This is a genomic window from Planctomyces sp. SH-PL62, assembly GCF_001610895.1.
GTDB lineage: Bacteria > Planctomycetota > Planctomycetia > Isosphaerales > Isosphaeraceae > Paludisphaera.
On record NZ_CP011273.1, the window covers coordinates 5,599,977 to 5,623,858 of the forward strand.

Here is a 23,882-nt window from a genome sequence, read left to right on the forward strand (position 1 = left end):
ACCCAGACAAGAGATGTGACATGACGCGACCCGTTGATCCGGATTTCGAAGATCCCATGGCCGACAAGATCGACAAGAGAACAATCGGCCCGTCGCCGTTGGAGGCTTGGTGCGCCGTCTTCATGACGAATCTGGTCGTCCCGCTTGGGTTCGGGATGTCGACGACCAACCTCAGTGGCAAGATTGGGATGCTGGGCGGAATTCTCGTCTTGTTCGGGCTGGGGTGGCGAACATGCTCGAACCTGCCAGGGGCGAGGTCCGCGCTGATTTATGGTGGCTGGATCGTCGCCGCCGCCCAGCTTTTCCCGATTGTGCATCTGACCGCCGGGATGATGGGCGTCGCCGCGGCCAGGGCGGCGCAGAGGGAGTTCATCCCCATCATCACCATGCTCGGCGGCTTCCTCGCCACCGTGGTCACGGGCGGAATTTTGATCTCCCTGGCCTTCGTCATCGGCCTGGTCCGGCCCGTTTCTCCCCACAAGTGACATGAAGGACGAGGCGGATGCGATGGGGATCCGTCCCCCCCTGCGGCTCCTGCCTCTTTCTCAACGGGCGGGTCGGGCCGGGATCAGCCCGCCTTGCCCATCAGCATGTTCATGATGAGCAGATCGAGCTGCTCGTACTTCTTGGCGGCGCGGAGCTCCTCGATCTTCTTCTCGTCGGCGGCGCGGACGACGTCGAGGAGGCGGAGGAACATGGTCTTCGAGTTGGACAGGTGCTGGAGCGAGTCCTCGAAGGTGGTGGTGCGCATGGCCTTGACGTCCAGGCCGACGCACTCGCCGTTCTGGCCGAAGCCGTTCTTGTCGAGCACCCAGACCTGGTTGAACGCCTGGCGCAGGTTGACCGACCCGAAGGTCTTGTCCTGGTCGTACTTCAGGCCGTTCTGGTCGTTCAGGTGGACGCTCCAGAGCTTGCCGTGGTAGAGGGCGAAGGCCATGTCGTCGGAGGGGTCGAGGCCGGCGAGCAGCGAGTGGGCGCTCTCGATCAGGACGCCCGAGCGGGCCGGGTCGACGGTCTTGTAGCCGATCGCCATCATGTGGCCGACGGTCGGGATGTAGGCGGAGTCGGTCGGCTCGTTGGGCTTGGCCTCGCCGAGGATCCGGATGTCCTTGTTGTGCTCGAGGATCGCGCTCCAGGCGTCGACGATCCGGGCGACGGCCGTCTTGGCGCACTTGGCCTCGCGGATATAGGTCCCTTCGCGGGCCAGCCAGAGGACGTAGTTCTTGCAGCCTACCTCGTTCGCCAGGTCGGCGCACCGCTTGGCGCGGTCGATGGCGTACTGCCGTTCCTTGGGGTCGTTCGAGGTGAACCCGCCGTCGAGGGTGCGGGGATCTTCCCAGAGCCGGGGGGCGATGATCTCGACGAACAGGCCCTCGCCGTCGAGGATCTTCTTGACCTCGGCGGTCCCCTTCAGGGTCGCCTGCCAGTCGAGGTCGGCCGGCACGATGTCGTCGTCGTGGAACTGGACGCCGTCGAACCCGAGCTCTTTATAGGTCTTCAGCTTGCGGGCGTATTCCATCTCCTTGCGGGCGGGAGGGCCGAAGGGGTCGGCGCCGGTGCTGATGTTCCAGGGGCCGAAGGTGAAACGATACTTGGTCGGGGTGCTCATGCGTCGCATGCTCCGGGGACTGGCAGTCGGACTGACAGGCGTGCTGTCGCGGCCTCGCTCGCGTGGGGGGGCCGACGGGCGGTTCGCCGTCGGCCCTAGTACTCTAATCCGAACGCGGCCGGCCGCTCAATGGGCCTGTGACTTCGACGGTCGGCCGTCGCGGGGCGTTGACAGCGGCCGGGCCGCGCGGGGATGATCCCAGTTGCGGCGGAGGGCCGGAAGCGGGCCGAGCGGAGAGGGCCGGCGGGTGAAGCTCCAGACTCTCGCGTTCGTCATCTTCATCCTGGCGCTGCTCATGGCGATGTGCCGCGACCCCGCCGGCCGGGTCGGCGTGATCGTCTTCGTCACCGGCATCGGCGCGGTCGCGCTGGGCCTGGCGGCGGTCATGGCCCTGTTCCAGACGATCGGCTCGATCGGCCTGGCCCGGGGTCTGCTCGAGCACGCCGAGGCCCTCGCCGCGACGACCCTGGTCCTCGTCGTGGGGACGGCCGCCATGTCCTTCTGGATCTTCGCCGGGGCCTGGTGCGTCCAGGCGAGCCTCCCCTGAGCCCCCGACGGATCAACTCTCCCCCTTGACCGAGGAAGACAGGCAGGCCCGATGACCACGACTTACGAACCCGAGACGTACCCCCGCCGCTGGCTCCCCGAGGGCGTCGAGCTGAAGACCTGGGAGCAGATCGAGCCCTGGTATCAGAAGCTGCTGGCGATGCCCGTCGACACGCCCGAGCAGGTCGAAGCCTGGCTGACCGCCTCGGGCGAGCTGAACGCGGTCGTCGGCCAGGAGGGGACCTCGCGGTACGTCGCCATGACCTGCCAGACCGACGACCCCGCGCGCGAGGCCGCGTACCTGGAGTTCGTCCGCGAGGTCGAGCCCAAGCTCAAGCCCTATCTGAACGAGGTCCGCAACAAGTTCCTCGACGCCCCCGGCCGCGCGGGGCTCCCGACGGAGCGCTACCACGTCTTCAGCCGCTCGCTGGAGAACCGCCGGGCCCTCTATCGCGAGGCCAACATCCCCCGCGAGACGCGGCTCGCGGAGCTGGAGCAGCAGTACCAGAAGGCCGTCGGCGCGATGACCGTGGAGTTCCAGGGCCAGGAGCGGACGCTGGCGCAGCTCTCGCCGTTTTTGGAGTCGCCCGACCGCGAGGTACGCCGCCAGGCCTGGACGCTCGCCGCCGAGCGCCGGCTGGTCGACCGCGAAAAGCTCGACGAGTTGTTCGACGAGATGAAGGGGATCCGCCTGGAGATCGCCCGCGAGGCCGGCTTCGCCGACTACGTCGCCTACGCCTACCGCAACCGCGAGCGGTTCGATTACGGCCCGGCCGACGCCGCGAAGTTCCACGAGGCGATCGAGAAGACGGTCGTCCCCCTCGCCGCCGAGATCCATCGCGAGCACCGCGCGGGGCTGGGCGTGGATTCGCTCCGCCCCTGGGACCTCTCGGCCGACCCGCTCGGCCGGCCGCCGTTGAAGCCGTTCGAGGACGTGGACCGCCTCGCCGAGGGGGCCGAGGCCATCTTCCGCGAGGTCGACCCGGAACTCGCCGACCAGTTCGGCTACATGCGCGAGCACAAGCTGCTGGACCTGGCCAACCGCAAGGGGAAGGCCCCCGGCGGCTATCAGACGACGTTCGAGGCCGATCGGCTGCCGTTCATCTTCATGAACGCCGTGGGGGTCGACTCCGACGTCCGCACCCTGCTCCACGAGGGGGGCCACGCCTTCCACACCCTCGCCTCGCGCGGGGAGCCGCTCGCCGCGTATCGCGAGTGCCCCCTGGAGTTCTGCGAGGTCGCCTCCATGACCATGGAGCTCCTCGGCGCGGGGGTCGCGGACCCCTTCTACGACGGCGAGCAGGCCGAGCGATCGTACCGCAAGCTGCTGGAGGGGATCGTCACCATCCTCCCCTGGATCGCCACCGTCGACGCCTTCCAGCACTGGATCTACACCAACCCCGACCACACCCGAGACGAGCGCCGGGCGGCCTGGCGCGGCCTGATCCAGCGGTTCGGCGGGGACGTCGACTGGTCGGGGCTGGAAGAGGCCCGAGACCACTCCTGGCACCGCCAGCTCCACATTTTCCTGTACCCGTTCTACTACATCGAGTACGGCCTGGCGCAGCTCGGCGCCTTGCAGATCTGGAAGCGGAGCCTGACCAACCGCCCGGCGGCCGTCGCCTCCTATCGCAAGGCGCTGGCCATCGGCGGCGCGGCGCCGCTCCCCCAGTTGTTCAAGGCCGCCGGCGCCCACTTCGCCTTCGACGCCGAGACCATCGCCCCCCTCATGGCGACGATCGGCGAGGAATTGAATCGCCTGGCTCCGTAAAGACGCACCGCCCCGCCCCACCCGCATCCCCCTTCCCCGGCGGAAAAGGGATGCGGGGGTCGGCTCATCCGGCCGGGGCGGGCGTCGCCGGGACGCTCTTGGCGGCGAGGTCGGCGAGGAGCTTCTTGAAGTCTTCGCGGGAGCGGAGGGGGTCGAGGGCGGGGTCCTGGCGGTAGACTTCGTAGCGGTCGTAGCCCCCGGCGACGGCCTGGCGGAGGGCGCTGACGGCGCGTCGGGCGTAGACGTCGCGACGAAGGCGGTCGGTGGGGGTGAGGGACGGATCGTCGGCGTCCTCGATCGGCCTACCGCCCTCCTTGACGCCGATGAGCGTGAGTCCGAGCGAGAGGTTGCAGGCCAGCGCGTAGGAGTCGGCCGCGGCGCGATCCTTCCGGCCTTCGAGCAGGTCGGCGGCGCTCTGGAAGGCCTTCAGGGCCTCGGCGAAGCGGCCGTCCTGGGCGAGCATCCGGCCGCGGAGCTGCCGCGTGAAGGCCAGCGCGCCGGCGTGCCGGGGCTCCTCGGGCTGTTCGACGATGAGGCGTTCGAGCAACGCCTGGGCCTTCTCCGCGCGGGCCGTCGCCTCGGGTCGCCGCCCCCGATCGCGGAGCATCTCGGCGTCGAGGTTGTACGCCGAGGCCAGCTCGGCGCGGTAGGAGGCGTCGGCGGGGAATCGGGCGGCGAGGTTTTCCAGCAGGGCCGTGGCGCGCGTCAGGGCGTCGACGGCGGTCTTGATCTCGCCGGCCGACCGGTGGAGGTCGGCCATGTCGATCAGCCTGGCCGCCGTGTCGGAGGCGACGCGGGGAGAGGACCCGTCCGGCGGCGGGGTCGCGTCGAGCAGGGACACCGCACGGTCCAGGGCGATGGCCGCCGAGGCCAGGCCGTCTTCGCGGGTGCCCATGATCCGGGCCATCAGGCCGAAGGCGGAGGCCAGCTCGATCCGCGTCTCCAGCCGCCCCGGCTCGGCCCAGTTCAACTCCTCCAGGAGCCGGATAGCGGGACGAAGCGCGCCGAGGGCCGCCAGGTCGTCCCCCCGCCGACGGTGGATTTCGGCCTGGTCGTGCAGGACCCGGGCCAGGCGACGGCGGATGCGGGGCTCGTCGGGGAGGGCGTCGGCGAGCGCGAGATACCCCTCGCGGGCCGCATCGAGGGTCGTCAGGGCGGCCTCCGTTTCGGCTTCGGCTTCGGTTTCAGCCCCGGCCTTCGGGGCCCTGGCGCCGGGGTCGAGCGCGCGGCCCAGCCCGGCGCGGGCCTCGGCCAACCGCTCGGCGTAGCTCGGGTCGCCGAGGTGGCGAACGGCCAGGGATTTCCAGAGGTCGACCGCCGTGCGAAACCCAGCCACGGCCTCCGCGCGACCGCCCAGCGCCCCGTCGATCGCCGCGACCCGGGTGACGGCGTCGGCCGCCTCCACCGCCGCCTCCGGGCCCTTGTCGGATTCGGCGTCGACGGCCCTGTCATGGTAGTAGCGCCGAGCCTCGGTCAGCAGGTCCCGACGCAGCGAGGCCGCGTCGCCGATCGCCGACTCGTCGTCGGTCAGGCGGTCGAGGGTCGTGGCCATCGCGTCCCGCGACCGGGCGGACGAGACGGCGGCCCGCTCCAGCTCGCGGCGCAGGTTCCAAGACTCGCGAACCATCCAGCCCCCCCAGGCGATCGCCGCGCCGAGCCCCGCCAGCACGGCCGCCGCGATCCACCTCTGGCGCCTGACGAAGCGGACGACGCGGCCCCATTCCGAGGTCCGCCCGGCCCGGATCGGCAGGCCGGCGAGCACGGCGTCGAGGTCGTCCGCCAGGGCCGAGGCCGAGGCGTACCGCCGCTCCGGTTCCTTGTGAAGCGCCTCCAGCACGATCGAGTCGAGGTCCCGACCGATCGCCGGGCGACGCTCCCGGGGCGCGGCCCGGCTGGGGCGCTCCGGGGCCTGCTCGCTGATCGCCAGGGCGGTCGCCGAGGGGTCCGACGGATCGACCGCGATCGGCGGCCTCCCGGCCAGCAGCTCATAAAGCGCGACGCCCAGGGCGTAGACGTCGGAAGCCGTCGTGGGGGCTCGCCGAGGACCTGCTCCGGGCTCGTGGCGGCACCGAGCGCCTCCGGATCGTCGGTCCTCTCCTCGCCGATCGCGATCAGGACAGGCTCGCCGTCGGCGGTGGCCCCGAGTCGAGACGGCTCCAGGTCGCCGAAGATCCGGCCCCGGCCGTGGGCCTCATGGACCATCCGACAGGACGCCTGGAACAGCCTTAGTCGAGCGGGGACGTCCAGGCCCAGGCGATCGCAATATGTCGCGATCGGCTCGACCGGCCCGACGTCCTCCCCCGCAGTCGCACCGTCCGCCGCCTCCGGACCCGGACCCGGTTCCGCCGCCGCCTGCGCGGCGATCGCTTCGAGCATGGCCTCCTCGATCGGATCCGGATGGTCCTCCACGCGTTCCCCCTCGGACTGGCTCGTGAGACTGACGGGCAAGCGGCGCCATCCCCATGCGGCGGTTGAAGCCCTACCGCCGCATCATAGCATCTCCGTTCATCCGCGTGCGCGCCTCGAGCAAGTCGTTCGACCTCCGGCTTCAGGCGCAGCGCACGCTCCGAGAACCCCCGGGGACTCCGAGGCGAGGCCCGTGTCGCGCTCCCCGCCTCGGTCCCTTTCCGCATGGAGTCCTTGAAGCGAATGGCGATCCCACTTATTTTCTTGGTGGCGCGCGGCGAAGCTCCGCTGGTCCGTCGGTCGGGTCGAGTGGGCGGCGGCCCGACTCGCAGTCTCGAGAATTCTTGACGGGGGACTGAAGGATGGGGCTCCTTGGGATCGCGGTCGCGCTGGCTGTTCTGATGTGGCTGGCCTTCCGGGGATGGAGCGTGTTGCTGGTGGCCCCGCTGGCCGCACTGCTGGCCGCCGCGATGGCGGGCGAGCCGCTCTTGGCGCACTGGACGCAGACCTTCATGGGGAGCACGTCCCGGTTCGTCGCCAAATGGTTCCCGTTGTTCCTGCTCGGCGGCGTGTTCGGCAAACTCATGGACGACAGCGGCTCCATCTCCTCGATCGCGCGCTACCTGACCGAACGGCTGGGGGCCGAGCGCGCGATGCTCTCGGTCGTTCTCGCCTCGGCCGTCGTCACCTACGGCGGGGTCAGCGTCTTCGTCGCCTTCTTCGTGCTGGTCCCCATGGCGGAGCAGATGTTCCGAACGGCCGACATCCCGCGCCGCCTGATGCCGGCGACGATCTGTCTCGGCGCGTTCACGTTCACGATGTCGGCGCTGCCGGGTTCGCCCTCGGTCAACAACGCCATCCCGATGCCTTACTTCGGCACCACGCCCTTCGCGGCGCCCGGGCTCGGCTGCATCGCTTCTCTCGTCACCATGGCCTTCGGCATGTGGTGGCTCGGCCGCGCGCAAAAGGCCGCGCGGCTGGCCGGCGAGGGTTACGGCGGCGCTCCCGCGGGCGTTCCCGTCATCGACGAATTGATCCGCGAGCATGCGACGACGGCCGGCGAATTCGATCCCGCCGAGATCCTTCACGGCCGGCGCAGCAACGAGAATCCCCCCGCCGGCGTCGCCGTGCTGCCCCTCGTCGGGGTGATCGCGATGAACTTCCTGCTGTCGCTGGTCGTGCTCCCCCGCATGGACTTCGCGTTCCTGGGACGGGACGCGTGGGGCGGGACCACGATCGAGGCGGTGGCCGGCGTCTGGTCGGTTTCCGTGGCGCTCGCGGTGGGGTCCTTGATCGTCGTCGGGTTCAATTTCCGTCGCCTCCCGTCCTTGCGCGAGAGCCTCGACGCCGGCGCCAATTCCTCGGTCTTGCCGGTCCTGACGGTCGGCAGCGTCGTCGGCTTCGGCGCCGTCGTGGCGGCCCTGCCCGCGTTCGCGGCGATCCGCGACGCCGTCCTGTCGATTCAAGGCGGGCCGCTGATCTCGCTCACCGTGGCGATGAACACGCTCGCCGGGCTGACCGGTTCGGCCTCCGGCGGGATGACGATCGCGCTCGACGCGCTCGGCGACACCTACCTCCGCCTCGCCGCCGAGCACGGCATCGACCCCGCGTTGATGCATCGCGTGGCCACGATCAGCGCCGGCACGCTCGACGCCCTGCCGCACAACGGCACGGTCCTGACGGTGCTCCAGGTCTGCGGGCTCAGCCACCGCGAGAGCTACCGCGACATGGTGATGACCGTGGTGGTCAGCACGATCATCGCGTCCGCCGTCGTCATCGTCCTGGGATCGGTCTTCGGATCGTTCTGACGCGAACGGCCGGGCCAGGTCGAGAGTCCGACCGCGAGCCCGATCGAGGCGTCGCCGGGATTCAGTCGTCGATCCGACGGATGATCCCTATAGCTGGCTTTCGTCTTCGCAGGCGATGACGCCCCGATTCTTCCTCGGCTTGTGAACCCCCAACTTCTCGGCGATCAATTCGAACCCCGCCTGCGCCTTGTAGGGCTCGATCTCGGCTCCCAGGTTCTTCAACCGGACCTTCTGCCACGAGGACGTGGCGTCGTGGTGCTCCCGGATGAACTCGCAGGGGAGGGTGTAGAACTCGGGCTCCCGCTCGCCGGTCCCGCCCTCGTTCCTGCCGAAGAACTTGCCGATGTTGAGGAAGACCACCACGAGGAAGTCGAAGGCGTCGAGGCTGACCTCCTTGACGGGGAAGCCTCGGTCACAGTCGGTGGCGTAGCGGCTCTTGACCTGGACCCGCACCTGGGCCAGTTCGCCCGGGCCGGGGACGTGCCTGGGGTCCGGGTGGATGCAGATCAGGTCGTAGCCCTCGTTATGCGGCGGGGCCTTGTAGGCGAGGATGTTCCGCCGCATCAGGTACCCCATCACGAGATACTCGGCTCCGGAGGAGACGACCGGCAGCCGGAGGAAGTCACGTCGGGGCACCGCTCTCGCCTCCGCCTCTTGATCTCAGCCGCCTTCGCCGTTGATGCGTCCGGCCGGTCGTTCACCTCAGTCGGCCCCCGCCGGGACGGTCGTCCGGCGGGGGCGTCGCGACTACCGGCCCAGCGGGACGGAGCCGTCCTGGTAGCGCCAGTCTTTCAGGAAGGTGAGGAGGTCGGCCATCTGCTGGACGGTGATCTTCTCCTCGAAGCCTTCGGGCATGAGCGACTGGCCGGTGGAGCGGATCTCGTCGATGGCGCTTCGGAGGAGGATCTCGGTCTTACCGTCGGGGCTCTTAAGGGTGAGGCTGGAGGAGGTCTGGGCGGCGATGACGCCGTCGTAGACGGCGCCGTCGGAGGTGGCGACCGCGTAGGCGACGTAGTTGCCGTCGATGGCCCGGTTGGGGTCGAGGATGTCGTCGAGGAGGGCCTCGCGGGTGCGGACGCGGGTGTCGGCGATGTCGGGGCCGACGTCGACGCCGACGTCCGCGACGCGATGGCAGGTGGCGCAGTTGGCCTCGAACACGGCGCGGCCTCGGGCGACGTCGCCGGCGGCGGCCACGGCGGGCCGGTACGCCGCAATCGCCTCGCGACGTCCGCCGGGGCGGCTCAGGAGCTTGCCCGCCCGCTCCTTGATCGTCGGGTCGGCGGAGGCCAGCAGCCGCTGCGCCTGGGCGGCGTCGAGGTCGCCGGGGAGGACCTTCCCCTGCTCGATCGCGTCGAGCAGCCGGGCGATCCGCGCCCCGTCGCGGAGCAAGGCGTCGGCCGCGGCGCGGCGGACGGCGGGGAGGTAGCTCCGCCAGTGCTCGATCAGGCGGTCGGCGGCCTCGGGACGGCCGAGGTTCCCCAGCGACCGCGCGGCGGCCACGCGGATCGCCTCGTCGGGGTCGTTCAGCAGCAGGCCCGTGAGCGCGGGCTCGGCCTCTTCATAGGCGGCGAAGGCCAGGAGCCGGACGGCGGCGAGCCGACTGGGCGCGTCGGCCGAGGGGTCCGAAGCGACGGCCGAGGCGCGGGCGAGCATGCGTCGGATCGCCTCGGCGGTCGGCCCGGGGGTCGTCTCCAAAAAGCGTCCGAACGTGATTCGGGTGCGGGCCACGCCTTCAGAGAGGCCGTCCAGGGCCGCCAGCCGCCAGGCGTCGGTCGACGGGCCATCGAGGGCGTCGAGCGCGGCGACGGCCTTCGCCGTCTCCTCGGGCTCCTTCCCTGCGCCGACCAGCGCGGCCAGTTCCTCGACCAGGGCGATCCGATCGGGGTCGGCGGGCTGGTCGCGGAGCCGGTCGAGGACCTTCGCGAAGACGTCGGCGGCGTGGTCGGGCAAGGCGCTCGCGACCGCGAGCCGGGTCCAGCGGTCCCCCGCCCCTTCCAGGGCGATCGTCGTCAGCGGCTCGACCTTGCCGGCGTCGTTCCAGGCCCCGAGCGCGAGCGCGGATTGGAACCGCACGCGGGGGTCGGCGTCGCCGGCCAGGGCGACGACGCGGGACCGGATCGCCTCGTTCGCGACCAGCCGAGAGCCGGCGAGGAGCGCGGCCTGCTCGCGGACGCGCGGGGAGTCGGCGTCGAGCAGGGCGACGACCTGGTCGTCGGTCAGCTTGCCCGCCCCTTCCAGGAGCCAGGCGGCCTGCACCCGCGCCAGGCCCTCCCCGTCCCCGACGACGAGGGGGGCCAACCGATCGACCGGCAACTTCTCGGGGTCTTGCTTCAACAGCCGTCGCGCGACGTCGCGGTGCCAGGAGTTCGGGTGGCCCAGCAGGGCGAGCTTGTCGGCGTCGGGCGCGATCAAGGACCGGCCCGGATCGGCGGGCTTCGACGCTTCCGGGACGATCCTCCAGATGCGGCCGCGATCGTCGCCGAGCCGAAGGTCGGGGCGGTTCTTCAGCTCCTCGGGCATCCATTCGGGGTGTTCGATGACGGCGCGGTACATGTCGACGACGTAGAGCGCGCCATCCGGGCCGACGGTCAGGTTTACGGGACGGAACCAGGGGTCGGTGGAGGCCAGGAACTCGACCCCCTCGCGCATCGGCCGCGAGCGGAAGGTGGCGCCGTCGGGCTCCAGAACCTCGGCGTGGACGAGGTTCCCGGTAGGCTCGCAGGTGAACCCCGCGCCGCGATAGGGGGCCGGCAGCGCGTCGCCGCCGTAGATCAGAACGCCGCAGCAGGCGGTGAACTGCCCGGCGTGCAGCGAGGAGGTCACCCAGTACTTGCTGATCGGGAAGACCCGGCCCCCCTCGCCGTCGACGGGCACATCTTGCAGGACGTCGCGGACGGCCAGCCGGGGGTTGCGGCGGGCGGCCTGCTCGGGGAAGACGACGTGGCGGAGGTGGTGGCGGTTCTCGCAGACGAAGCGGTTCCCCCAGGCGTCGAAGGTCAGGCCGTACTGGGCGGGGCCGGAAACGGCCTCGGCGAGCCCGCGCGTCGGGTCGAACCGGAGGTCCTTGCCCGAGAGGTCGATCGGCTCGCCCTTGGCGTCCGCGGCGACGACGTTCCCGCCGCGCAGGCCGTTGCCGACGTAGAGCCAGCCGTCGAGGCCGAGCGTCGGGTGGCTGACGCGGAGCTGGACGTTGCCGGTGGCGAAGCCCTGATAGAGCGTTTCGCGGGCGTCGGCCTTGCCGTCGCCGTCGGTGTCGCGGAGGAATACGATCGACGGCGCCATGGTCACGATCGCGCCGTCGCGCCAGGGGATCAGGCCGTTGGCGAACAGCAGGCCGTCGGCGAAGACCGTCGCCTTGTCATACACCCCGTCGCGATCGACGTCTTCGAGGACCTTGATGCGTCCCAGCGGCTCGCCGCCGTCCGGGGGGCCGTTGGGATAATCCCGCATCTCGACGACCCACATCCGCCCGCGCTCGTCGAACGCGATCTCCACCGGATCGATCACGAGCGGTTCGGCCGCCGCCAGCTCCACCTTCAGCCCGGAGTCGACGCGGAACAACCCCTGCGCCTCGGCGGGCTCGAGCGGTGGCCTGGGGTCCTCGGCGATCGCGAGTCCCGGGGCCTGGGCGATGAGCGAGCAAAGCAGCAGGACGGCGAGCGGGATCGGGCGAGAGGCCATGGTCGTCTCCTCCTTGGCGGGCGGCGCGGGCGGGTTACGTCCAATGTAGCGTCTCAAGATCGCGTTGCAATCGACCGCCGGGAGGTGTCGCTCCCGATCCTGGAGGTCACGCGGTTCCTCGGCCCAAGGCTACCAGCGGATCGCGAACGCTCCGGACGGCTTCAGCCAGGCGTAGGCGACGCGGAGGCGTTTCGCCGCGGCCGCCTCAGCGATGGGGGTCGGCCTTGACCGGATGGATGACCTGCCGCGGGCGGCCCCCCGACGCCGGGCTCACGAATCCGCTTCGCTTGACAGCTCGATGCGTTTCAGCACGCTTCCCCGTCAGCACGTTCGTCCTGACGATAGACCCGGCGTGCTCGTACCACTCCGCAGCCAGGGTCTCGAGAAGGCTCATGACGGCCGCTCGGATGCAGTCTTTCGCCCGGCGTCCGCCCGACCCCTCCTCACTCCACTTCAACCCACGTCGGCGCGTGGTCGCTCGTCTTCGCCATCGCTCGCACGTCCTTATTGACGCCCGCGGCCTTCAGCCGCGGTGCCAGCTCCGGGCTTAGCAGCAGATGGTCGATCCGGAGACCCGCGTTTCGGGAGAACGCCCCCCGCATGTAGTCCCAGAAGGTGTAGAGCGTCTCGTCGGGGTGCATCGCCCGCAAAGCATCCATCCAGCCCTGGGCGAGCAGCCGCTGGTACGCCTCTCGCGTCTCGGGGAGGAACAGGGCGTCGTCGACCCACCGCTCGGGCTTGTAGACGTCCCGATCGGTCGGAATGACGTTGTAATCGCCCGCGAGGACGACCGGGCCTCCCGACTCGAGCAGGCCGGCCGCATGGGCCTGGAATCGCTCGAACCACTTCAACTTGTAGTCGAACTTTGGCCCGGGCGCCGGGTTGCCGTTGGGCAGGTAGAGGCAGCCGACGGTGATCCCGCCCACGACGGCCTCGATGTAGCGGCTCTGGGCGTCGTCCGGATCGCCGGGAAGGCCCCGCCGGACCTCCCTGGGCTTCTCGTCTCGGGAGAGGATGGCGACGCCGTTCCAGGCTTTCTGGCCATGCCAGACCGCCTCGTAGCCCGCGTCGCGGACGGCCTCGACCGGGAACTTCTCGTCTACGGTCTTCAGTTCCTGCAGGCAGGCGACGTCAGGCTTTGAGCTGGAGAGCCAGTGGAGCAGCACCGGCAGACGGGCCCCGATGCTGTTGACGTTGTAGGTGGCGATTTTCATGGCGCGATTCTACCCGCCCGAGGGCCTCGGTTCGACCTGCCACGCGACCACCGACGCATCCGTCCAGGTTCCAGCCGGTCTCATCCCGCCGCCGCGATCAAGGCCTCCAGCTTCCGGTCCAGCGACTCGGCCACCCGGTCGACTTCCTCATTCCCGAACTGCCCGAAGAGCGACGACGGGAGGTCGTACTCCACGCAGGTCTTTCCTTCCCCGTCCTCGTAGAGCAGCACGCGCAGAGGGGCGTAGAGGGCCGCGCCGATGGCGTGCCGGGTCATCTCGACGGCGATCAGGGGGTTGCCGAGCAGGTACTGGATCGCCTTCCTCGGTTCTCCGACGAGCCGAAGGACCGCGCCATGGTCGCTCGTTCGAAACAGCATGAAGCCGCTCGGCCCCGTCATGGACTCGAGCTTCGACCGCGCCGCCTTCGGGTCTCCATGCTCCAACGCCTCGTAGGCGATCGGGTCGAACCGGCCGAGCTGACCCTCGAAGGCCGTTCTGAATGCGTCGAACGGCCTGTCCAGCGTCAGGCGAACGTGCTCGATGCTGATCCGGTTCATCGTCGTCCTCCCGGGAAAATGAACGCCTTCTCGATCACGCATGGGAAATGCTCGACTCCGCCTCCCGGAGGATCTCCGCCGACAACTCCGGGTCGGTGACCATCCGTGCCATCGCCAGGGCGCCGATCATGGTCGCGGCCGACGCCAGGGCGCGCCGCCGGGCTTCTTCGGGAGGGAGCTTGCCGAATTCTGCCGCGAGGACGCCGACGAGCCGCTCGAAGCCCGCCGTCGCCGCTTCCCGCGTCTTCTCGTCGCAACGCGCCAGCTCCGGCCCCAGCGCGGCGAGCGGGCATCCGGCGGCCGGGTCATCCCGGTGACGCGTGGAGAGGTACGACGAGACGGCCGAGCCCTTCGCGGCGTTGGCCGAGACCTTCTCGAAAAGCTCCCGCCCCGCCTCGGCGCACGCCTCGGCGATGAGCTGGTCCTTCGACTTGAAATGCTTGTAGAACCCGCCGTGGGTGAGCCCGGCGGCCTTCATCAGGTCGGCGAGCCCGGTCGCGACGATCCCGCGCCTGCGGAACTCGGCCGCGGCGGCGGCGACGATCCGCTTGCGGGTCTCCGCGGCCTCCGCCTTCGACTTCCTCATGGGGCCTCCGACAATCTCTTGGATTTCGATTGACATCCAAATTGTACCGCCTAGCATTTGAATGTCGAGTCAAATCTTATTGGAATTCCGATGGACAGGAGACTTGCGATGACCGTCGTCAGGGCCGCCGCCGTCCAGATGAGCCCGGTGCTCTACAGCCGCGAGGGGACCGTGGACAAGGTCATCCGGCAGGTCCTCGAACTCGGCCGGCAGGGCGTGCGGTTCGCCACCTTCCCGGAGACGGTGGTCCCGTATTACCCCTATTTCTCCTTCGTGCAGCCGGCTTACCGCCTGGCCGCGGAGCATCAACGCCTGCTCGACCAGGCCGTTACCGTCCCGTCGGACGTCACCCTGGCCATCGGCGACGCCTGCCGGCAGGCGGGGGTGGTCGTCTCGCTGGGCGTCAACGAGCGCGACGGGGGGACGCTCTACAACGTGCAGCTCCTGTTCGACGCCGACGGCGCCCTGATCCAGCATCGCCGCAAGATCGCGCCGACCTACCACGAGCGCATGGTCTGGGGCCAGGGCGACGGCTCGGGCTTGCGGGCCGTCGACAGCGCGGTCGGGCGCATCGGGCAGCTGGCGTGCTGGGAGCACCACAATCCGCTGGCCCGCTACGCCCTGATGGCCGACGGCGAGCAGATCCACTCGGCGATGTACCCCGGCTCGTTCGCGGGCGACCTGTTCGCCCGGCAGATGGAGGTCAACATCCGCCAGCACGCCCTGGAGTCCGGCTGCTTCGTGGTCAACGCCACCGCCTGGCTCGACGCCGACCAGCAGGCCCGGATCATGCAGGACACCGGCTGCCCGATCGGGCCGATCTCGGGCGGCTGCTTCACCGCGATCGTCGATCCGGAGGGCGAAGTGATGGGCGAGCCCCTGCGTTCCGGCGAGGGCGTGGTGATCGCCGACCTCCATTTCGATTCGATCGACAAGCGAAAGCGGCTGATGGATTCTCGCGGCCACTACAGCCGCCCGGAGTTGCTCAGCCTGCTGATCGACCGCACGCCGACCGCCCACGTGCACGAGCGTGGTGCACGTCCCGCGGCCGTCGTTGCGGGCAACCTCGAAGAGGCCGCGCCCTGAGAACGAGCGTGAGCCGGCCCTCGACCTCTCCGCCGTCGCGGTGAAAAGCATCGAAACCTCTCGAGACTCCTCACTCAACTCCACCGAGTTCCAGCGGAATCCCTTCGGGCGCCACGGGTTCCGCGAACCCGTGGATCGGCGTCGGACCGGTCCCGAGCCGTGGTCCGAATCCCCGGCCGATCTACGGGTTCAAAGAACCCGTGGCCCCCCGATCGCCGTCTCCCGCCCCCCTTGAGGTGGTGGAGTTGAGTGAGGAGTCTCAAATTCTCTTCTCTATTGGAGGATCCTATGGAAACGCGCCTCGACTACGCCAAACTCGCCCCCGACGCCATGCGGGCGTTCTACTCGCTCGACGTCTACCTCGCGAAGTGTGGGCTGGAGCACCCGCTCCTCGAACTGGTCAAGATCCGGGCGTCGCAGATCAACGGCTGCGCCTACTGCATCGACATGCACACGAAGGACGCTCGGGCGGCGGGCGAGACGGAGCAGCGGATCTACGCGCTGAACGCCTGGCGGGAGACGCCCTTCTTCTCGGACCGGGAGCGTGCGGCCCTGGCCTGGACCGAGGCCGTCACGCGGATCGGCGAAGGCGTCAGCGACGCCTTGTTCGCCGAGGCGAGGGGGCGGTTCTCCGAGAAGGAGCTTACAGACCTGACGTGGGCCGTGGCCGCCATCAACGCCTGGAACCGCGTCGCGATCAGCTTCCGAAGCGTGCCCGGGGCGTATCAACCGAAGAACGCGGGTGCTTGAGCACCCGTCGTCCTCGCGGATGGGGCTGGGGTTGAGGAATCCACTTTTCGAAGGAGGCGACCATGCGGACGGTCCTGGCATTGGCGGTCGTTGCGATACTCGGGGCCTCGTCGGCTCGCGACCACAGCGACATGAAGGTGTTCTCGGCGCGAGACATCGCCGAGAAGCTGGACGGGAAGGACATCCGGGCGACGACATACGAAGTGACGATCGAGCCGAGCAAGGAGAGCGCACCTCACCGGCACCCCGGCCCCGTGTTCGCCTACATCCTGGAAGGCGAGTACGAGTGGGGCATCAAGGACCAGCCGGTGAAGAGGCTGAAGGCGGGCGACACGTTCTACGAGCCGGCGATGTGCCTGCACCGCGTCTCCCGCAACCCGGGCGAGACCGTGACCCGCCTCCTGGTGGTCATGCTGCACCCCAGGGACGCGGAGGAGCTGGTCATCCCGGAGCGGCCGAACGACGCGCACCCTTGAATCGATCGACGCTCCCAGAGGACGGCGCGGCGATTCCAAGGCCGGAGGAGCAGAGCAGCCCACAGGCGGCTCGGGGCCCCCGACGCTTGAGGGAAGAGCCGAATCCTTTCTCCTGTCTCGGATCGAGCGTGACCGCCTTCGGCCCAGGCTCGATCCGGGTCACCCGATTCCAATCCTCGTCGGTCAGGCGAGCGAACGCTGCGACGAACCGGAACTCGAAGTCCCGGCACGCAGATCCGCCGGCCGGGCATGACTTGCCGGCCGTGAAGCGGCATCGCCGTGGCAGAGGGCGAGATCGCGTCGATCGACGAGCCGGCCTCCAGACGGCTCCCGGCCTGGCAGGGCGACGCTCGCAGCCGGATCACGCTGCGGCGCCTGCTCCAGATGCACGCGGTCCTGGAGGACTTGTCGAGGGAGGAACCCGGGTCGAGTCGGGCAACGTCGCCGCCTTGAAGGCGATTATCGGGCTAAGATGTTCGGCTCCGGCCCGTCTATCTGGGTAACGCATTCCTCCGCAACCTCTCTCCGGGGGTTACCATGAACAGAATCGCAACCGGCCTGCTGCTCACGGTTCTCGCCGTCTCAGCTCCACGGGAGGCCTCCGCGTTGATCACCGGCGGCACGGGCAACACCCCGCTCCGCGACCCGGGCTGGCCTGCCGGCGGGGCGGCGATCTTCAACCACCCGGGCCGCGTCGCCTGGTGGGAGGGCCCGCCGTTCGGCGGCGGCCAATGGCATTCCGAGTGCCGGGGCGACGTCGATGCCCTGAACGCCGTGCTGGCCGACTTCTCCAAGCTCGATGTCAAGAACCGGCGGATCGTCGTCCGCGACGGCACCGGCCACAGCTTCTGGCTCGCCCCGAATCAGGAGCCGGAGAAGCTCGCGGCGGCGAAGATCGACTGGGCGTTCACGGTCTGGGTGCCGGCCAACTGGGAGCAGCTCCGCAATCTGCCGCCCGACCTGAACCCGACCGGCGTCGGGGAAACCTCGCCGCCCTCGCAGATCGACGTCTACACCGCCGGCATCGACTGGGCGGCAGTGACCGTCCCGACGGGGATCGAGGTCGTCGACCAGCGACTGGTGGCGCACGGCTTCACGCCCGCCGACGGGGCGGTGCTGGAAGGCAAGGTCACCGACCTGACGACCGGGCGGCCCCTGGCCGCCACCATGCGTCTCCAGCGCGTCGAGACGCAGCAGAAAGGCGGGCACCTCTACTCGGCCATCGCCGAAGCCAGGGCGGACGCCCAGGGCCGCTGGGTGCTGAAGAAGGCCTCGGCCGGCTGGGTCCGCGTGGTCGTCGAGACGGAAGGCTTCGTGCCCCGAGTCGCCGGATATGCCCGGCTCGACGGCCAGCCGCGCTGGCAGTCCTTCGATTCCGGCCTGGTCCGGTCGGCCCCGGTCTCGGGACGGGTGATCGACGAGGACGCGAAGCCGCTTGCCGACGTCGATGTGCGGTTCGGAAACGTCCAGGCCGCGTCCGGCGGCAGATACGCCTCACCTTCGGCGTACGAGTTCAAGACGGACGCCGACGGCCGTTTCCAGGCCGAGCCGATTCCGGCGGGCACGGCGACGATCTGGGTTCATAAGCCGGGTTATTACGGACTCGGCCTTGGCCATCCCGTCAAGTCGCCGGAGGCGAACGTCGAGATCCGCATGAAGAGGGCCGGAGGCATCCGGGTCACGGTGGATTTCGCCGGGAAGAAGCGGGCCGGTGACTACGTGGTCAAGCTCTCGCCGGAGGGCGGCGACGTGGTCGGCTCGTACGGCGGCTCGGGGAACATCGACGCCAAGGACCAGATGTATTTCGCGATCCTGCCGCCGGGCCGCTACGTCCTGACTGGGCGGCCGAATCCGGGCTCGGAGAGCGAGGAGACCGAGCCCGTCACGATCGACGTGAAGGCCGGCCCGGCAGCGGAGATCACGCTGAAGGCGAGGTGAGGTTGCTCGCCGCCTCAAGGCTTCTCGCCGGACTGCCGCATGAAGATCTTCCTGTAGGCGGCGACGTTCGGCCGCGACCATCTTCTCCGGGCTGACGCGGTAGACGCCGATGACGACGGACTTTTCGGCCGCGTCCTTCTTCACGGCGCCAGTCGGATGGTCCACGTCGAAGAGGTGACCTTGCCGTCAGCCACGGCGTCGTTGCAAGCCGTCTCGGCCAGGTGGACGTGGATCCTGGGCCTCCAGGTCAGGACGGCGGAGCCGGTCGCCAGTGAGAGGACGGCGATAAGGGCGATGCGAAACCGGGGGGATTTGACCCGCATGGCGGCGCTCCGAGGGAGAGGGCGAACCGGCGCAGGGAATTCGTCTCGTCTCACCGATGGCGGGCGTCCAGCGTGAAGCGGGCTCGCTCATCCGTACCGCTCCTTCCACTCGGCCTTCATCCGGGCATAGGCGGGCTTGGCCTCGGCCTTCTTCCATGCATCGAAGAAGATCTGCGCCGACTCCGCCTTCACCGGGTCGCCCGTGCCTTTCTCTAACTGGTGCTTATCCTTGGGGTCGTACTTCCGGCCCCCCTTATAGTTCGTGTACCGCCGGGCGCGTGTGAAGCCCATCTGGAGGAACTTCCGGGCCATGTCCGCCCCGACGAAGTCCTTCTGCCGCAGGTAGGCGAGGAACTTCTTGTAGATCGCCTGGCTGCTCTCCCTGGCAATCTCGGGCGTCTTGAAGCGCCAGAGCGGCACCAGCTCACCCTTGTACGGCTCGCAGATCAGGACGCCTTGTTCGCCCTTGCCGACGCGGTAGAGCTCGGGGTTCGCCCGGTAGTCCACGTCGGGCTTCCAGGCGTATTTCGACTTGTCGAAGTTGAGGTAGCTGGGCTTGTCCATGCCGCTAAAGAGGGCAAGTTCCGGGCCGACTCCGGCTCGGTGTCTGCGTGGATTCCACCTCTGGATGTCTCTGACCGCGACGGGGAAGGAATCATGTACCGCTACGACGCCTACGAGCCGGAGAAGCCGCCGCCCGGCGGGCAGGAACCGGCGGAAGCGGCTGTGGCCGAGTTCGCGTGGGTCGTGGATGGTCGAGCGGGAGGAGAGGAGCGGGCCATTCCCAGGACGAACCGCATCCTGATCATCGTGACCAACGTGGGCGAGTACGAGGATAAAGGTCGCGAACCGTCGATGTGCCGGCCTACGACGCCATCTACATGACCGGCGGCCACGGCGTCTCCCTCGACTTCCAGAGCCCCGACCTGGCGAAGCGCACGGCCGCCTTCTGGGCGGCGGGCAAGATCGTCTCCGCCGTCTGCCACGGCCCCGCCCGGCTGGTCGAGGTCAACTCTCCGGAGGCGACCACCTGATCTCCGCGAAGGACGTGACGGGTTTCTCCTAGGTTCTGTCTGACGGCTCGATGAGCCGAAAGCAACGGCGGATCATGGCCAGCTTGACCATGGCCAGGAAGTTGACCGCCAGCTTCTCGAACCGCGTCGCCAGCCGCCGGTTCTCCTTCATCCAGAGGATGCACCTCTCGACGATGTTGCGGCGGCGGTAGGCCTCGGCGTCGAACGTCGGGCTTCGCCGCTGGTCCTTGCGGGTCGGGATCACCGCCTTGATCCCTCGCCGTCGCAGGTAGCGGCGGATGCGTCTGTAGCTATACCCCTTGTCGCCGGCCAGGCGGCGGGGCCGGCGTCGCGGCCGGCCCCGGCCGGGCCGCTTGATCCGCACCGCCTCGAGCGCCGGCTCCAGGGACCTCGACTCGTGGGCCCGGCCCGCGGTGACGACGGCCGACAGCGGGACGCCGCCGGAGTCGACGACCAGGTGCAGCTTCGTCCCGAAGCCGCCGCGCGAGCGGCCGAGGGCGTGGTCGGCCGGCTCGGCCGTCCCCCTTTTCCCCCCCGGCCCCGGCGGCCGCGCGGCCGGCCCGGATGGACGTCCCGTCGATGCACCAGAGGTCGAAGTCGATCCGCCCCGAGGCGTCCAGCTCGAGATGCAGCCGCTCCAGGATGCGGTCGATCGTGCCGTCGCGGGCCCAGCGGTTGAATCGGTCGTAGACGCTCTTCCACTTTCCGTATCGCTCCGGCAGCTCCCGCCACTGGGCGCCCGTATGGAGGATCCAGAGGACGCCGTCGAGCGTCGTGCGGTGGTCGTTCCACCGCCCGCCCGGCCTCCCGACCGGAGGGAGCAGGTCGGCGATCAGGGCGAACTCCTCGTCCTTCAGCTCGTAGCGTCGCGTCATCGCGGCCTCCTCGGGGAAGCCGCTATCGTAACGCCTTGCGAGCCGTCAGACAGAACCTAGAACGAGGAGGGCGAGGTCAGTCGCGAGGATGCGGCGCCGTACAATCTCGAAGAGGAACTCCAGAAACGTGGCGCCAAGTACGGCAGGGCCTGGATGGCGATCAGCTCCCACGTCGAGGATGGGAACCTCATCACGGGCCAGAACCCGACGAGCCCGGCGGCCGTGGACGAGGCGCTCGTGTAGTAGCTGAAGGAGGGGTGATGCTCACGATCGACGTGATTTCGGATGTGATCTGCCCGTGGTGCTTCATCGGCAAGCGACGGCTGGAGAAGGCCCTGAATGGCCGGGCCGCCACGGTCCGCTGGCACCCCTTCCAGCTCAACCCTGACATGCCCCGAGAGGGCATCGAGCGTCGCGAGTACCGAATCAGGAAGTTCGGTAGCTGGGAGCGGTCGCAGGGACTCGACGCCCAGGTGGCCGCCGCCGGGCGGGGCGAGGGCATCGCGTTCAACTTCGACCGCCAGTCGCGTACCCCGAACACGCTCGACGCTCATAGGGTCATCTGGCTCGCCGGCGAGCGGGGCGTCCAGGACGCGGTGGCCGAAGCCCTGTTCCTCGCCTACTTCACCGAAGGCCGCGACCTGGCCGACCGGGAAACGCTCGCGGAGATCGCGGCTGGGGCTGGTCTCACCCAGGTGGAGGAGCTGCTCGCGGGTGACAAGGGGCTGGACGTCGTCCGGGCTGGTGAGGAGCAGGCCCGCCACCTTGGCGTGTCCGGCGTGCCGTTCTTCGTCGTGAACGGGAAGGTCGCCCTGTCCGGCGCCCAGCCGCCGGAGCTGTTCCTGCAGGCGTTTGAGCAGGCAGGCGAGGGGGTCGTGGCTGGCGAGTCGTGCGAGATCGACTCGGAGACGGGTGGGCGAGGGTGTTGATATCGCTCCATATACGAGGGGTTGATGCGGGATCGCGGACCAATCAATCCTCGGCGACAAGGCCACGTCCCGAGTAATCCGTCAAAACGAGCCACGCATCCAGCCCTAGAGCCTGTTGCTAACACCGCCGGCCCTCACGTCGAAACCACCAATCCCACGACCAGCGAGCGAGTCGGATCACCCTGAATTTCCATCACGACCTCGGCGACACGACGTTCGAGACGCCCGTCGAACCAGACCGCCCGGCACGCCATCGATCCATCGCCGACCGCCCTGCGACGGCGGCGGAGATCCCGATCCCTCCGTGGACCTCTGGGCCGAGCACCCCGAGACGGGCGAGCAGCTCTGGCTCTGCCTCGCCTGCGGCGTCTGATCCGCCTCGACTCCACGCTCGCCCGAGCCGGTCGCCGCCCGGCTCGGGACGACACCATCGGGAAGAGCGTCGGCGGAGTCCAACCTCATGCGGAGACGAGACCTGATGCACACGACCAGGGCGGCCATGTTCCACCCCGGCCGGATCGTCGCTACGCCCGGGGCCCTGGAGGCCGGCCGGGCCAGCGGTCAGAGGCCCGAGACCTTCCTCGCCGCCCACATGGAGGGCTACCTGGGCGGCGACCTCTGGGACGAGGACCGCCGCCTCAACGAAACCTCGTCCGCCATCCCGGAAAGAGATCTGGGGGCAGGGCTCGAACCTGCGTCCAGTCGGTCCAGAGCCGACCGCTCTACCTCTGAGCTACCCCAGAATCGTTTCATCGAACGAACATCCCGCCGACGACCTGCGTTCGGCGGGATGTCCGGGGGCAGGGCTCGAACCTGCGTCCGGTCGGGTGGGAGCCGACCGCTCTACGTCTGAGCTACCCCGGACAGGAGACTATAGATCGGCCAGTGGGATCTCGACCCCCTTCCCCGAGAAGACGCCCATCCTGCGGAGCGCCAGGGCGAGCCCCGGGTGCCCGACGGTCACGCCGTGGACCAGCTCCGGCGTCGGGCGGAAGGCGTGGACCTTGCGGCCGGTCCGGGGGGCCGACCAGCCGCTCTTCACCGGGTCGACGCCGTGCCGGCGACAGGCGTCCTCCACGAGCGTCCTCGGGCAGTCGAGGGCCCCGGAGAGCACCTCCCAGGGGAGCGGCAGCTCGTTCCAGACCTGGGTGTCAGGGTCGAGACCTCCCCCGGTCATGCGGTGCCAGGCCGCCACGTCGGCGGCCATCAGTCGCAGCACCTTGCCGGGGCAGAGCCCCTCCAGCACCTCGTCCATGTCGAGGGCGTGCAGCAGGGCGATCCACGAGTCCCTCGCCTTGTTCCAGGCCCCCGCCGTGGCGTTCCAGGTCGAGGAGTCGTTCCCCTTCTTCACGATCATCGTCCGACGGTTGATGTTGCTGCGATCCCAAGTCTCCCTGAGCAAGGATGCGATCCGGTCGAGGATGCCGTACCACCGGCCCAGCAGCTCGCCCTTGCGGGCGTCGTCGAGGCGGTCGAGCACCTCCTTGTCCGGGAACGCGTGGGCGATCGCCCACCAGTTCGTCGAGGCCGAGGCCCGGCAGCGGCGGAAGAGCAGGTCGCAGACCTGGTCGAACGGGCGCTGCTGGCCGGCGATGGTGAACTCGCTGCGGAGGTTGCAGCGGGCCGTGAGGTAGGCGACGAAGCAGGCGGCGTTGCGGTCCTTCGAGAACTCCTCCCAGGTGAGCGTGGACGCCAGCCGGCTCTTGCCGATCAGGGTGAACTCCCGCTTCTCGACCTCCCTCGCCAGACGATCCCGCTTGCGCTCCATCCGGGCGGCGAGGCGGAATCGCTTGTTGTACTGCCGCTTCGGGATCTCCAACCCGGCCGACTTGCGGGTCGGGCGGTCGAGGCGGTCGTACTTGAAGTCGCCCCGCCCGAACGCCTTGCCGATCGTCGCCCCGGCCTGGACGAGGTAATCCTTGACGCCTTCCAGGTCCGTCCCCGAGGGCCGATCGCCGACATGGAAGAGCGACTCGGCCACGTCGAGCTGCCGGTCCATGCCGACCGGGCGGCGGAAGTCCTCCGCCATCGAAGAAAAGCCGAAGCCCCACCATCCCCGCTTCAACGAGCCCCCGGCGACCTTCTGGAGCGTGCGAAGCTCCCTGGGGGCGAGGTCGTCGAGTTCGCCGACGATCAGCTCGGCCACGTCCTCGGGACGCCGACGGCGGTCGAGCGACTCGTACAGCTCCCTCAGTCGGTCCCTGGCGTCCACATCCAGCCCTCCCCGCACGGTCGGCCCACTTCGGGCGCGTGTGGCATGACGGACATCGTAGACGCCCGCCCGGTTCGCACT

22 protein-coding genes and 2 tRNA genes are annotated in these 23,882 nt (G+C 69.3%); 11 read left to right on the top strand and 13 right to left on the bottom strand.

Going from position 1 to position 23,882, the window contains the following annotated elements:
- Nucleotides 1-20: 20 nt before the first annotated feature.
- Nucleotides 21-485 carry a hypothetical protein gene (locus VT85_RS21770; RefSeq protein WP_156513011.1) on the top strand — a complete coding sequence of 155 codons (465 nt, stop codon included), beginning with the start codon at nt 21-23 and terminating at the stop codon, nt 483-485.
- A gap of 83 nt (nt 486-568) precedes the next feature.
- On the opposite strand, the gene VT85_RS21775 is transcribed toward VT85_RS21770, so the two are convergent.
- The gene (locus tag VT85_RS21775) at nt 569-1,609 is read right to left on the bottom strand and encodes a TIM barrel protein (RefSeq protein WP_197490924.1); all 1,041 of its coding nucleotides are present in this window, start codon (nt 1,607-1,609) and stop codon (nt 569-571) included.
- Between the two features lie 247 nt (nt 1,610-1,856).
- On the opposite strand from VT85_RS21775, the gene VT85_RS21780 reads away from it, so the two are divergent.
- The gene (locus VT85_RS21780; RefSeq protein WP_068419991.1) at nt 1,857-2,156 is read left to right on the top strand and encodes a hypothetical protein; all 300 of its coding nucleotides are present in this window, start codon (nt 1,857-1,859) and stop codon (nt 2,154-2,156) included.
- Nucleotides 2,157-2,207: 51 nt separating this feature from the next.
- Entirely contained in the window at nt 2,208-3,926 is a 1,719-nt protein-coding gene (locus VT85_RS21785; protein WP_068419993.1) for a M3 family oligoendopeptidase, read from the top strand.
- Nucleotides 3,927-3,990: 64 nt separating this feature from the next.
- On the opposite strand, the gene VT85_RS21790 is transcribed toward VT85_RS21785, so the two are convergent.
- Nucleotides 3,991-5,763, bottom strand: a complete 1,773-nt coding sequence (locus tag VT85_RS21790; protein WP_068419994.1) for a hypothetical protein — start codon at nt 5,761-5,763, stop codon at nt 3,991-3,993.
- 931 nt (nt 5,764-6,694) lie between these two features.
- On the opposite strand from VT85_RS21790, the gene VT85_RS21795 reads away from it, so the two are divergent.
- Complete coding sequence (locus VT85_RS21795; RefSeq protein WP_068419996.1) at nt 6,695-8,140, top strand: GntP family permease; 1,446 nt, start codon at nt 6,695-6,697, stop codon at nt 8,138-8,140.
- Between the two features lie 87 nt (nt 8,141-8,227).
- Here VT85_RS21795 and VT85_RS21800 read toward each other — a convergent pair whose 3' ends face one another.
- The 5 genes from VT85_RS21800 to VT85_RS21820 form a co-directional block, all read right to left on the bottom strand.
- Complete coding sequence (locus tag VT85_RS21800; protein ID WP_197490925.1) at nt 8,228-8,776, bottom strand: hypothetical protein; 549 nt, start codon at nt 8,774-8,776, stop codon at nt 8,228-8,230.
- Between the two features lie 111 nt (nt 8,777-8,887).
- Nucleotides 8,888-11,821 carry a PVC-type heme-binding CxxCH protein gene (locus VT85_RS21805; RefSeq protein WP_068419998.1) on the bottom strand — a complete coding sequence of 978 codons (2,934 nt, stop codon included), beginning with the start codon at nt 11,819-11,821 and terminating at the stop codon, nt 8,888-8,890.
- Between the two features lie 443 nt (nt 11,822-12,264).
- Nucleotides 12,265-13,035, bottom strand: a complete 771-nt coding sequence (gene xth / locus VT85_RS21810) for an exodeoxyribonuclease III (RefSeq protein WP_068420000.1) — start codon at nt 13,033-13,035, stop codon at nt 12,265-12,267.
- Nucleotides 13,036-13,115: 80 nt separating this feature from the next.
- A complete protein-coding gene (locus VT85_RS21815) occupies nt 13,116-13,592 on the bottom strand; it encodes a DUF302 domain-containing protein (protein ID WP_068420002.1) in 477 nt (158 codons plus the stop codon).
- 34 nt (nt 13,593-13,626) lie between these two features.
- Entirely contained in the window at nt 13,627-14,178 is a 552-nt protein-coding gene (locus tag VT85_RS21820; RefSeq protein ID WP_068420004.1) for a TetR family transcriptional regulator, read from the bottom strand.
- 108 nt (nt 14,179-14,286) lie between these two features.
- On the opposite strand from VT85_RS21820, the gene VT85_RS21825 reads away from it, so the two are divergent.
- The 4 genes from VT85_RS21825 to VT85_RS21840 all read left to right on the top strand — a co-directional run bounded on the left by VT85_RS21825 (nt 14,287) and on the right by VT85_RS21840 (nt 18,428).
- Nucleotides 14,287-15,264: a nitrilase-related carbon-nitrogen hydrolase gene (locus tag VT85_RS21825; protein WP_068420006.1), complete on the top strand. Its 978-nt coding sequence runs from the start codon at nt 14,287-14,289 to the stop codon at nt 15,262-15,264.
- Between the two features lie 288 nt (nt 15,265-15,552).
- Nucleotides 15,553-16,014, top strand: coding sequence for a carboxymuconolactone decarboxylase family protein (locus tag VT85_RS21830; RefSeq protein ID WP_068420008.1), 462 nt, complete (start codon nt 15,553-15,555; stop codon nt 16,012-16,014).
- Nucleotides 16,015-16,076: 62 nt separating this feature from the next.
- On the top strand, nt 16,077-16,490 hold the full coding sequence (locus tag VT85_RS21835) for a cupin domain-containing protein (RefSeq protein ID WP_068420010.1): 414 nt from the start codon (nt 16,077-16,079) through the stop codon (nt 16,488-16,490).
- 537 nt (nt 16,491-17,027) lie between these two features.
- The gene (locus VT85_RS21840; RefSeq protein WP_082858793.1) at nt 17,028-18,428 is read left to right on the top strand and encodes a carboxypeptidase-like regulatory domain-containing protein; all 1,401 of its coding nucleotides are present in this window, start codon (nt 17,028-17,030) and stop codon (nt 18,426-18,428) included.
- A 140-nt stretch (nt 18,429-18,568) separates the two neighbouring features.
- On the opposite strand, the gene VT85_RS21845 is transcribed toward VT85_RS21840, so the two are convergent.
- On the bottom strand, nt 18,569-18,751 hold the full coding sequence (locus VT85_RS21845) for a hypothetical protein (protein WP_068420014.1): 183 nt from the start codon (nt 18,749-18,751) through the stop codon (nt 18,569-18,571).
- Between the two features lie 87 nt (nt 18,752-18,838).
- The gene (locus tag VT85_RS21850) at nt 18,839-19,315 is read right to left on the bottom strand and encodes a DUF4385 domain-containing protein (RefSeq protein ID WP_068420016.1); all 477 of its coding nucleotides are present in this window, start codon (nt 19,313-19,315) and stop codon (nt 18,839-18,841) included.
- 93 nt (nt 19,316-19,408) lie between these two features.
- Between VT85_RS21850 and VT85_RS27900 the strand changes: the two genes are divergently transcribed.
- Both VT85_RS27900 and VT85_RS27905 read left to right on the top strand, forming a co-directional pair.
- Complete coding sequence (locus VT85_RS27900) at nt 19,409-19,636, top strand: hypothetical protein (RefSeq protein WP_156513012.1); 228 nt, start codon at nt 19,409-19,411, stop codon at nt 19,634-19,636.
- Complete coding sequence (locus VT85_RS27905; protein ID WP_156513013.1) at nt 19,609-19,785, top strand: hypothetical protein; 177 nt, start codon at nt 19,609-19,611, stop codon at nt 19,783-19,785. The genes VT85_RS27900 and VT85_RS27905 overlap by 28 nt, the downstream gene beginning before the upstream one ends.
- A gap of 28 nt (nt 19,786-19,813) precedes the next feature.
- Here VT85_RS27905 and VT85_RS26995 read toward each other — a convergent pair.
- Nucleotides 19,814-20,660, bottom strand: a protein-coding gene (locus VT85_RS26995; RefSeq protein ID WP_231871424.1) for an IS5 family transposase whose coding sequence is annotated in 2 segments (ribosomal slippage) — nt 19,814-20,320 and nt 20,322-20,660 — 846 coding nt in all. Because the reading frame shifts where the segments join, the coding sequence is not laid out codon by codon here.
- Nucleotides 20,661-20,920: 260 nt separating this feature from the next.
- Between VT85_RS26995 and VT85_RS21865 the strand changes: the two genes are divergently transcribed.
- Complete coding sequence (locus VT85_RS21865; protein ID WP_068420019.1) at nt 20,921-21,589, top strand: DsbA family oxidoreductase; 669 nt, start codon at nt 20,921-20,923, stop codon at nt 21,587-21,589.
- A 671-nt stretch (nt 21,590-22,260) separates the two neighbouring features.
- Here the strand turns inward: VT85_RS21865 and VT85_RS21870 are convergent.
- The 3 genes from VT85_RS21870 to VT85_RS21880 all read right to left on the bottom strand — a co-directional run bounded on the left by VT85_RS21870 (nt 22,261) and on the right by VT85_RS21880 (nt 23,801).
- Nucleotides 22,261-22,332: transfer RNA gene (locus VT85_RS21870), tRNA-Gln, on the bottom strand.
- Between the two features lie 49 nt (nt 22,333-22,381).
- Nucleotides 22,382-22,453 (bottom strand) — tRNA-Gly (locus tag VT85_RS21875).
- A gap of 7 nt (nt 22,454-22,460) precedes the next feature.
- On the bottom strand, nt 22,461-23,801 hold the full coding sequence (locus VT85_RS21880; RefSeq protein ID WP_197490927.1) for a hypothetical protein: 1,341 nt from the start codon (nt 23,799-23,801) through the stop codon (nt 22,461-22,463).
- Between the last annotated feature and the right edge of the window lie 81 nt (nt 23,802-23,882).

Coding starts and splice junctions, on each gene's coding strand:
- VT85_RS21830 (WP_068420008.1), top strand. CDS start 15,553: ATGGAAACGCGCCTCGACTACGCCAAACTCGCCCCCGACGCCATGCGG.
- VT85_RS21795 (WP_068419996.1), top strand. CDS start 6,695: ATGGGGCTCCTTGGGATCGCGGTCGCGCTGGCTGTTCTGATGTGGCTG.
- VT85_RS21775 (WP_197490924.1), bottom strand. CDS start 1,609: ATGAGCACCCCGACCAAGTATCGTTTCACCTTCGGCCCCTGGAACATC.
- VT85_RS27900 (WP_156513012.1), top strand. CDS start 19,409: ATGTACCGCTACGACGCCTACGAGCCGGAGAAGCCGCCGCCCGGCGGG.
- VT85_RS21785 (WP_068419993.1), top strand. CDS start 2,208: ATGACCACGACTTACGAACCCGAGACGTACCCCCGCCGCTGGCTCCCC.
- VT85_RS21770 (WP_156513011.1), top strand. CDS start 21: ATGACGCGACCCGTTGATCCGGATTTCGAAGATCCCATGGCCGACAAG.
- VT85_RS21825 (WP_068420006.1), top strand. CDS start 14,287: ATGACCGTCGTCAGGGCCGCCGCCGTCCAGATGAGCCCGGTGCTCTAC.
- VT85_RS21805 (WP_068419998.1), bottom strand. CDS start 11,821: ATGGCCTCTCGCCCGATCCCGCTCGCCGTCCTGCTGCTTTGCTCGCTC.
- xth (WP_068420000.1), bottom strand. CDS start 13,035: ATGAAAATCGCCACCTACAACGTCAACAGCATCGGGGCCCGTCTGCCG.
- VT85_RS21815 (WP_068420002.1), bottom strand. CDS start 13,592: ATGAACCGGATCAGCATCGAGCACGTTCGCCTGACGCTGGACAGGCCG.
- VT85_RS21865 (WP_068420019.1), top strand. CDS start 20,921: ATGCTCACGATCGACGTGATTTCGGATGTGATCTGCCCGTGGTGCTTC.
- VT85_RS21845 (WP_068420014.1), bottom strand. CDS start 18,751: ATGCGGGTCAAATCCCCCCGGTTTCGCATCGCCCTTATCGCCGTCCTC.
- VT85_RS21835 (WP_068420010.1), top strand. CDS start 16,077: ATGCGGACGGTCCTGGCATTGGCGGTCGTTGCGATACTCGGGGCCTCG.
- VT85_RS21850 (WP_068420016.1), bottom strand. CDS start 19,315: ATGGACAAGCCCAGCTACCTCAACTTCGACAAGTCGAAATACGCCTGG.
- VT85_RS21840 (WP_082858793.1), top strand. CDS start 17,028: ATGAACAGAATCGCAACCGGCCTGCTGCTCACGGTTCTCGCCGTCTCA.
- VT85_RS21820 (WP_068420004.1), bottom strand. CDS start 14,178: ATGAGGAAGTCGAAGGCGGAGGCCGCGGAGACCCGCAAGCGGATCGTC.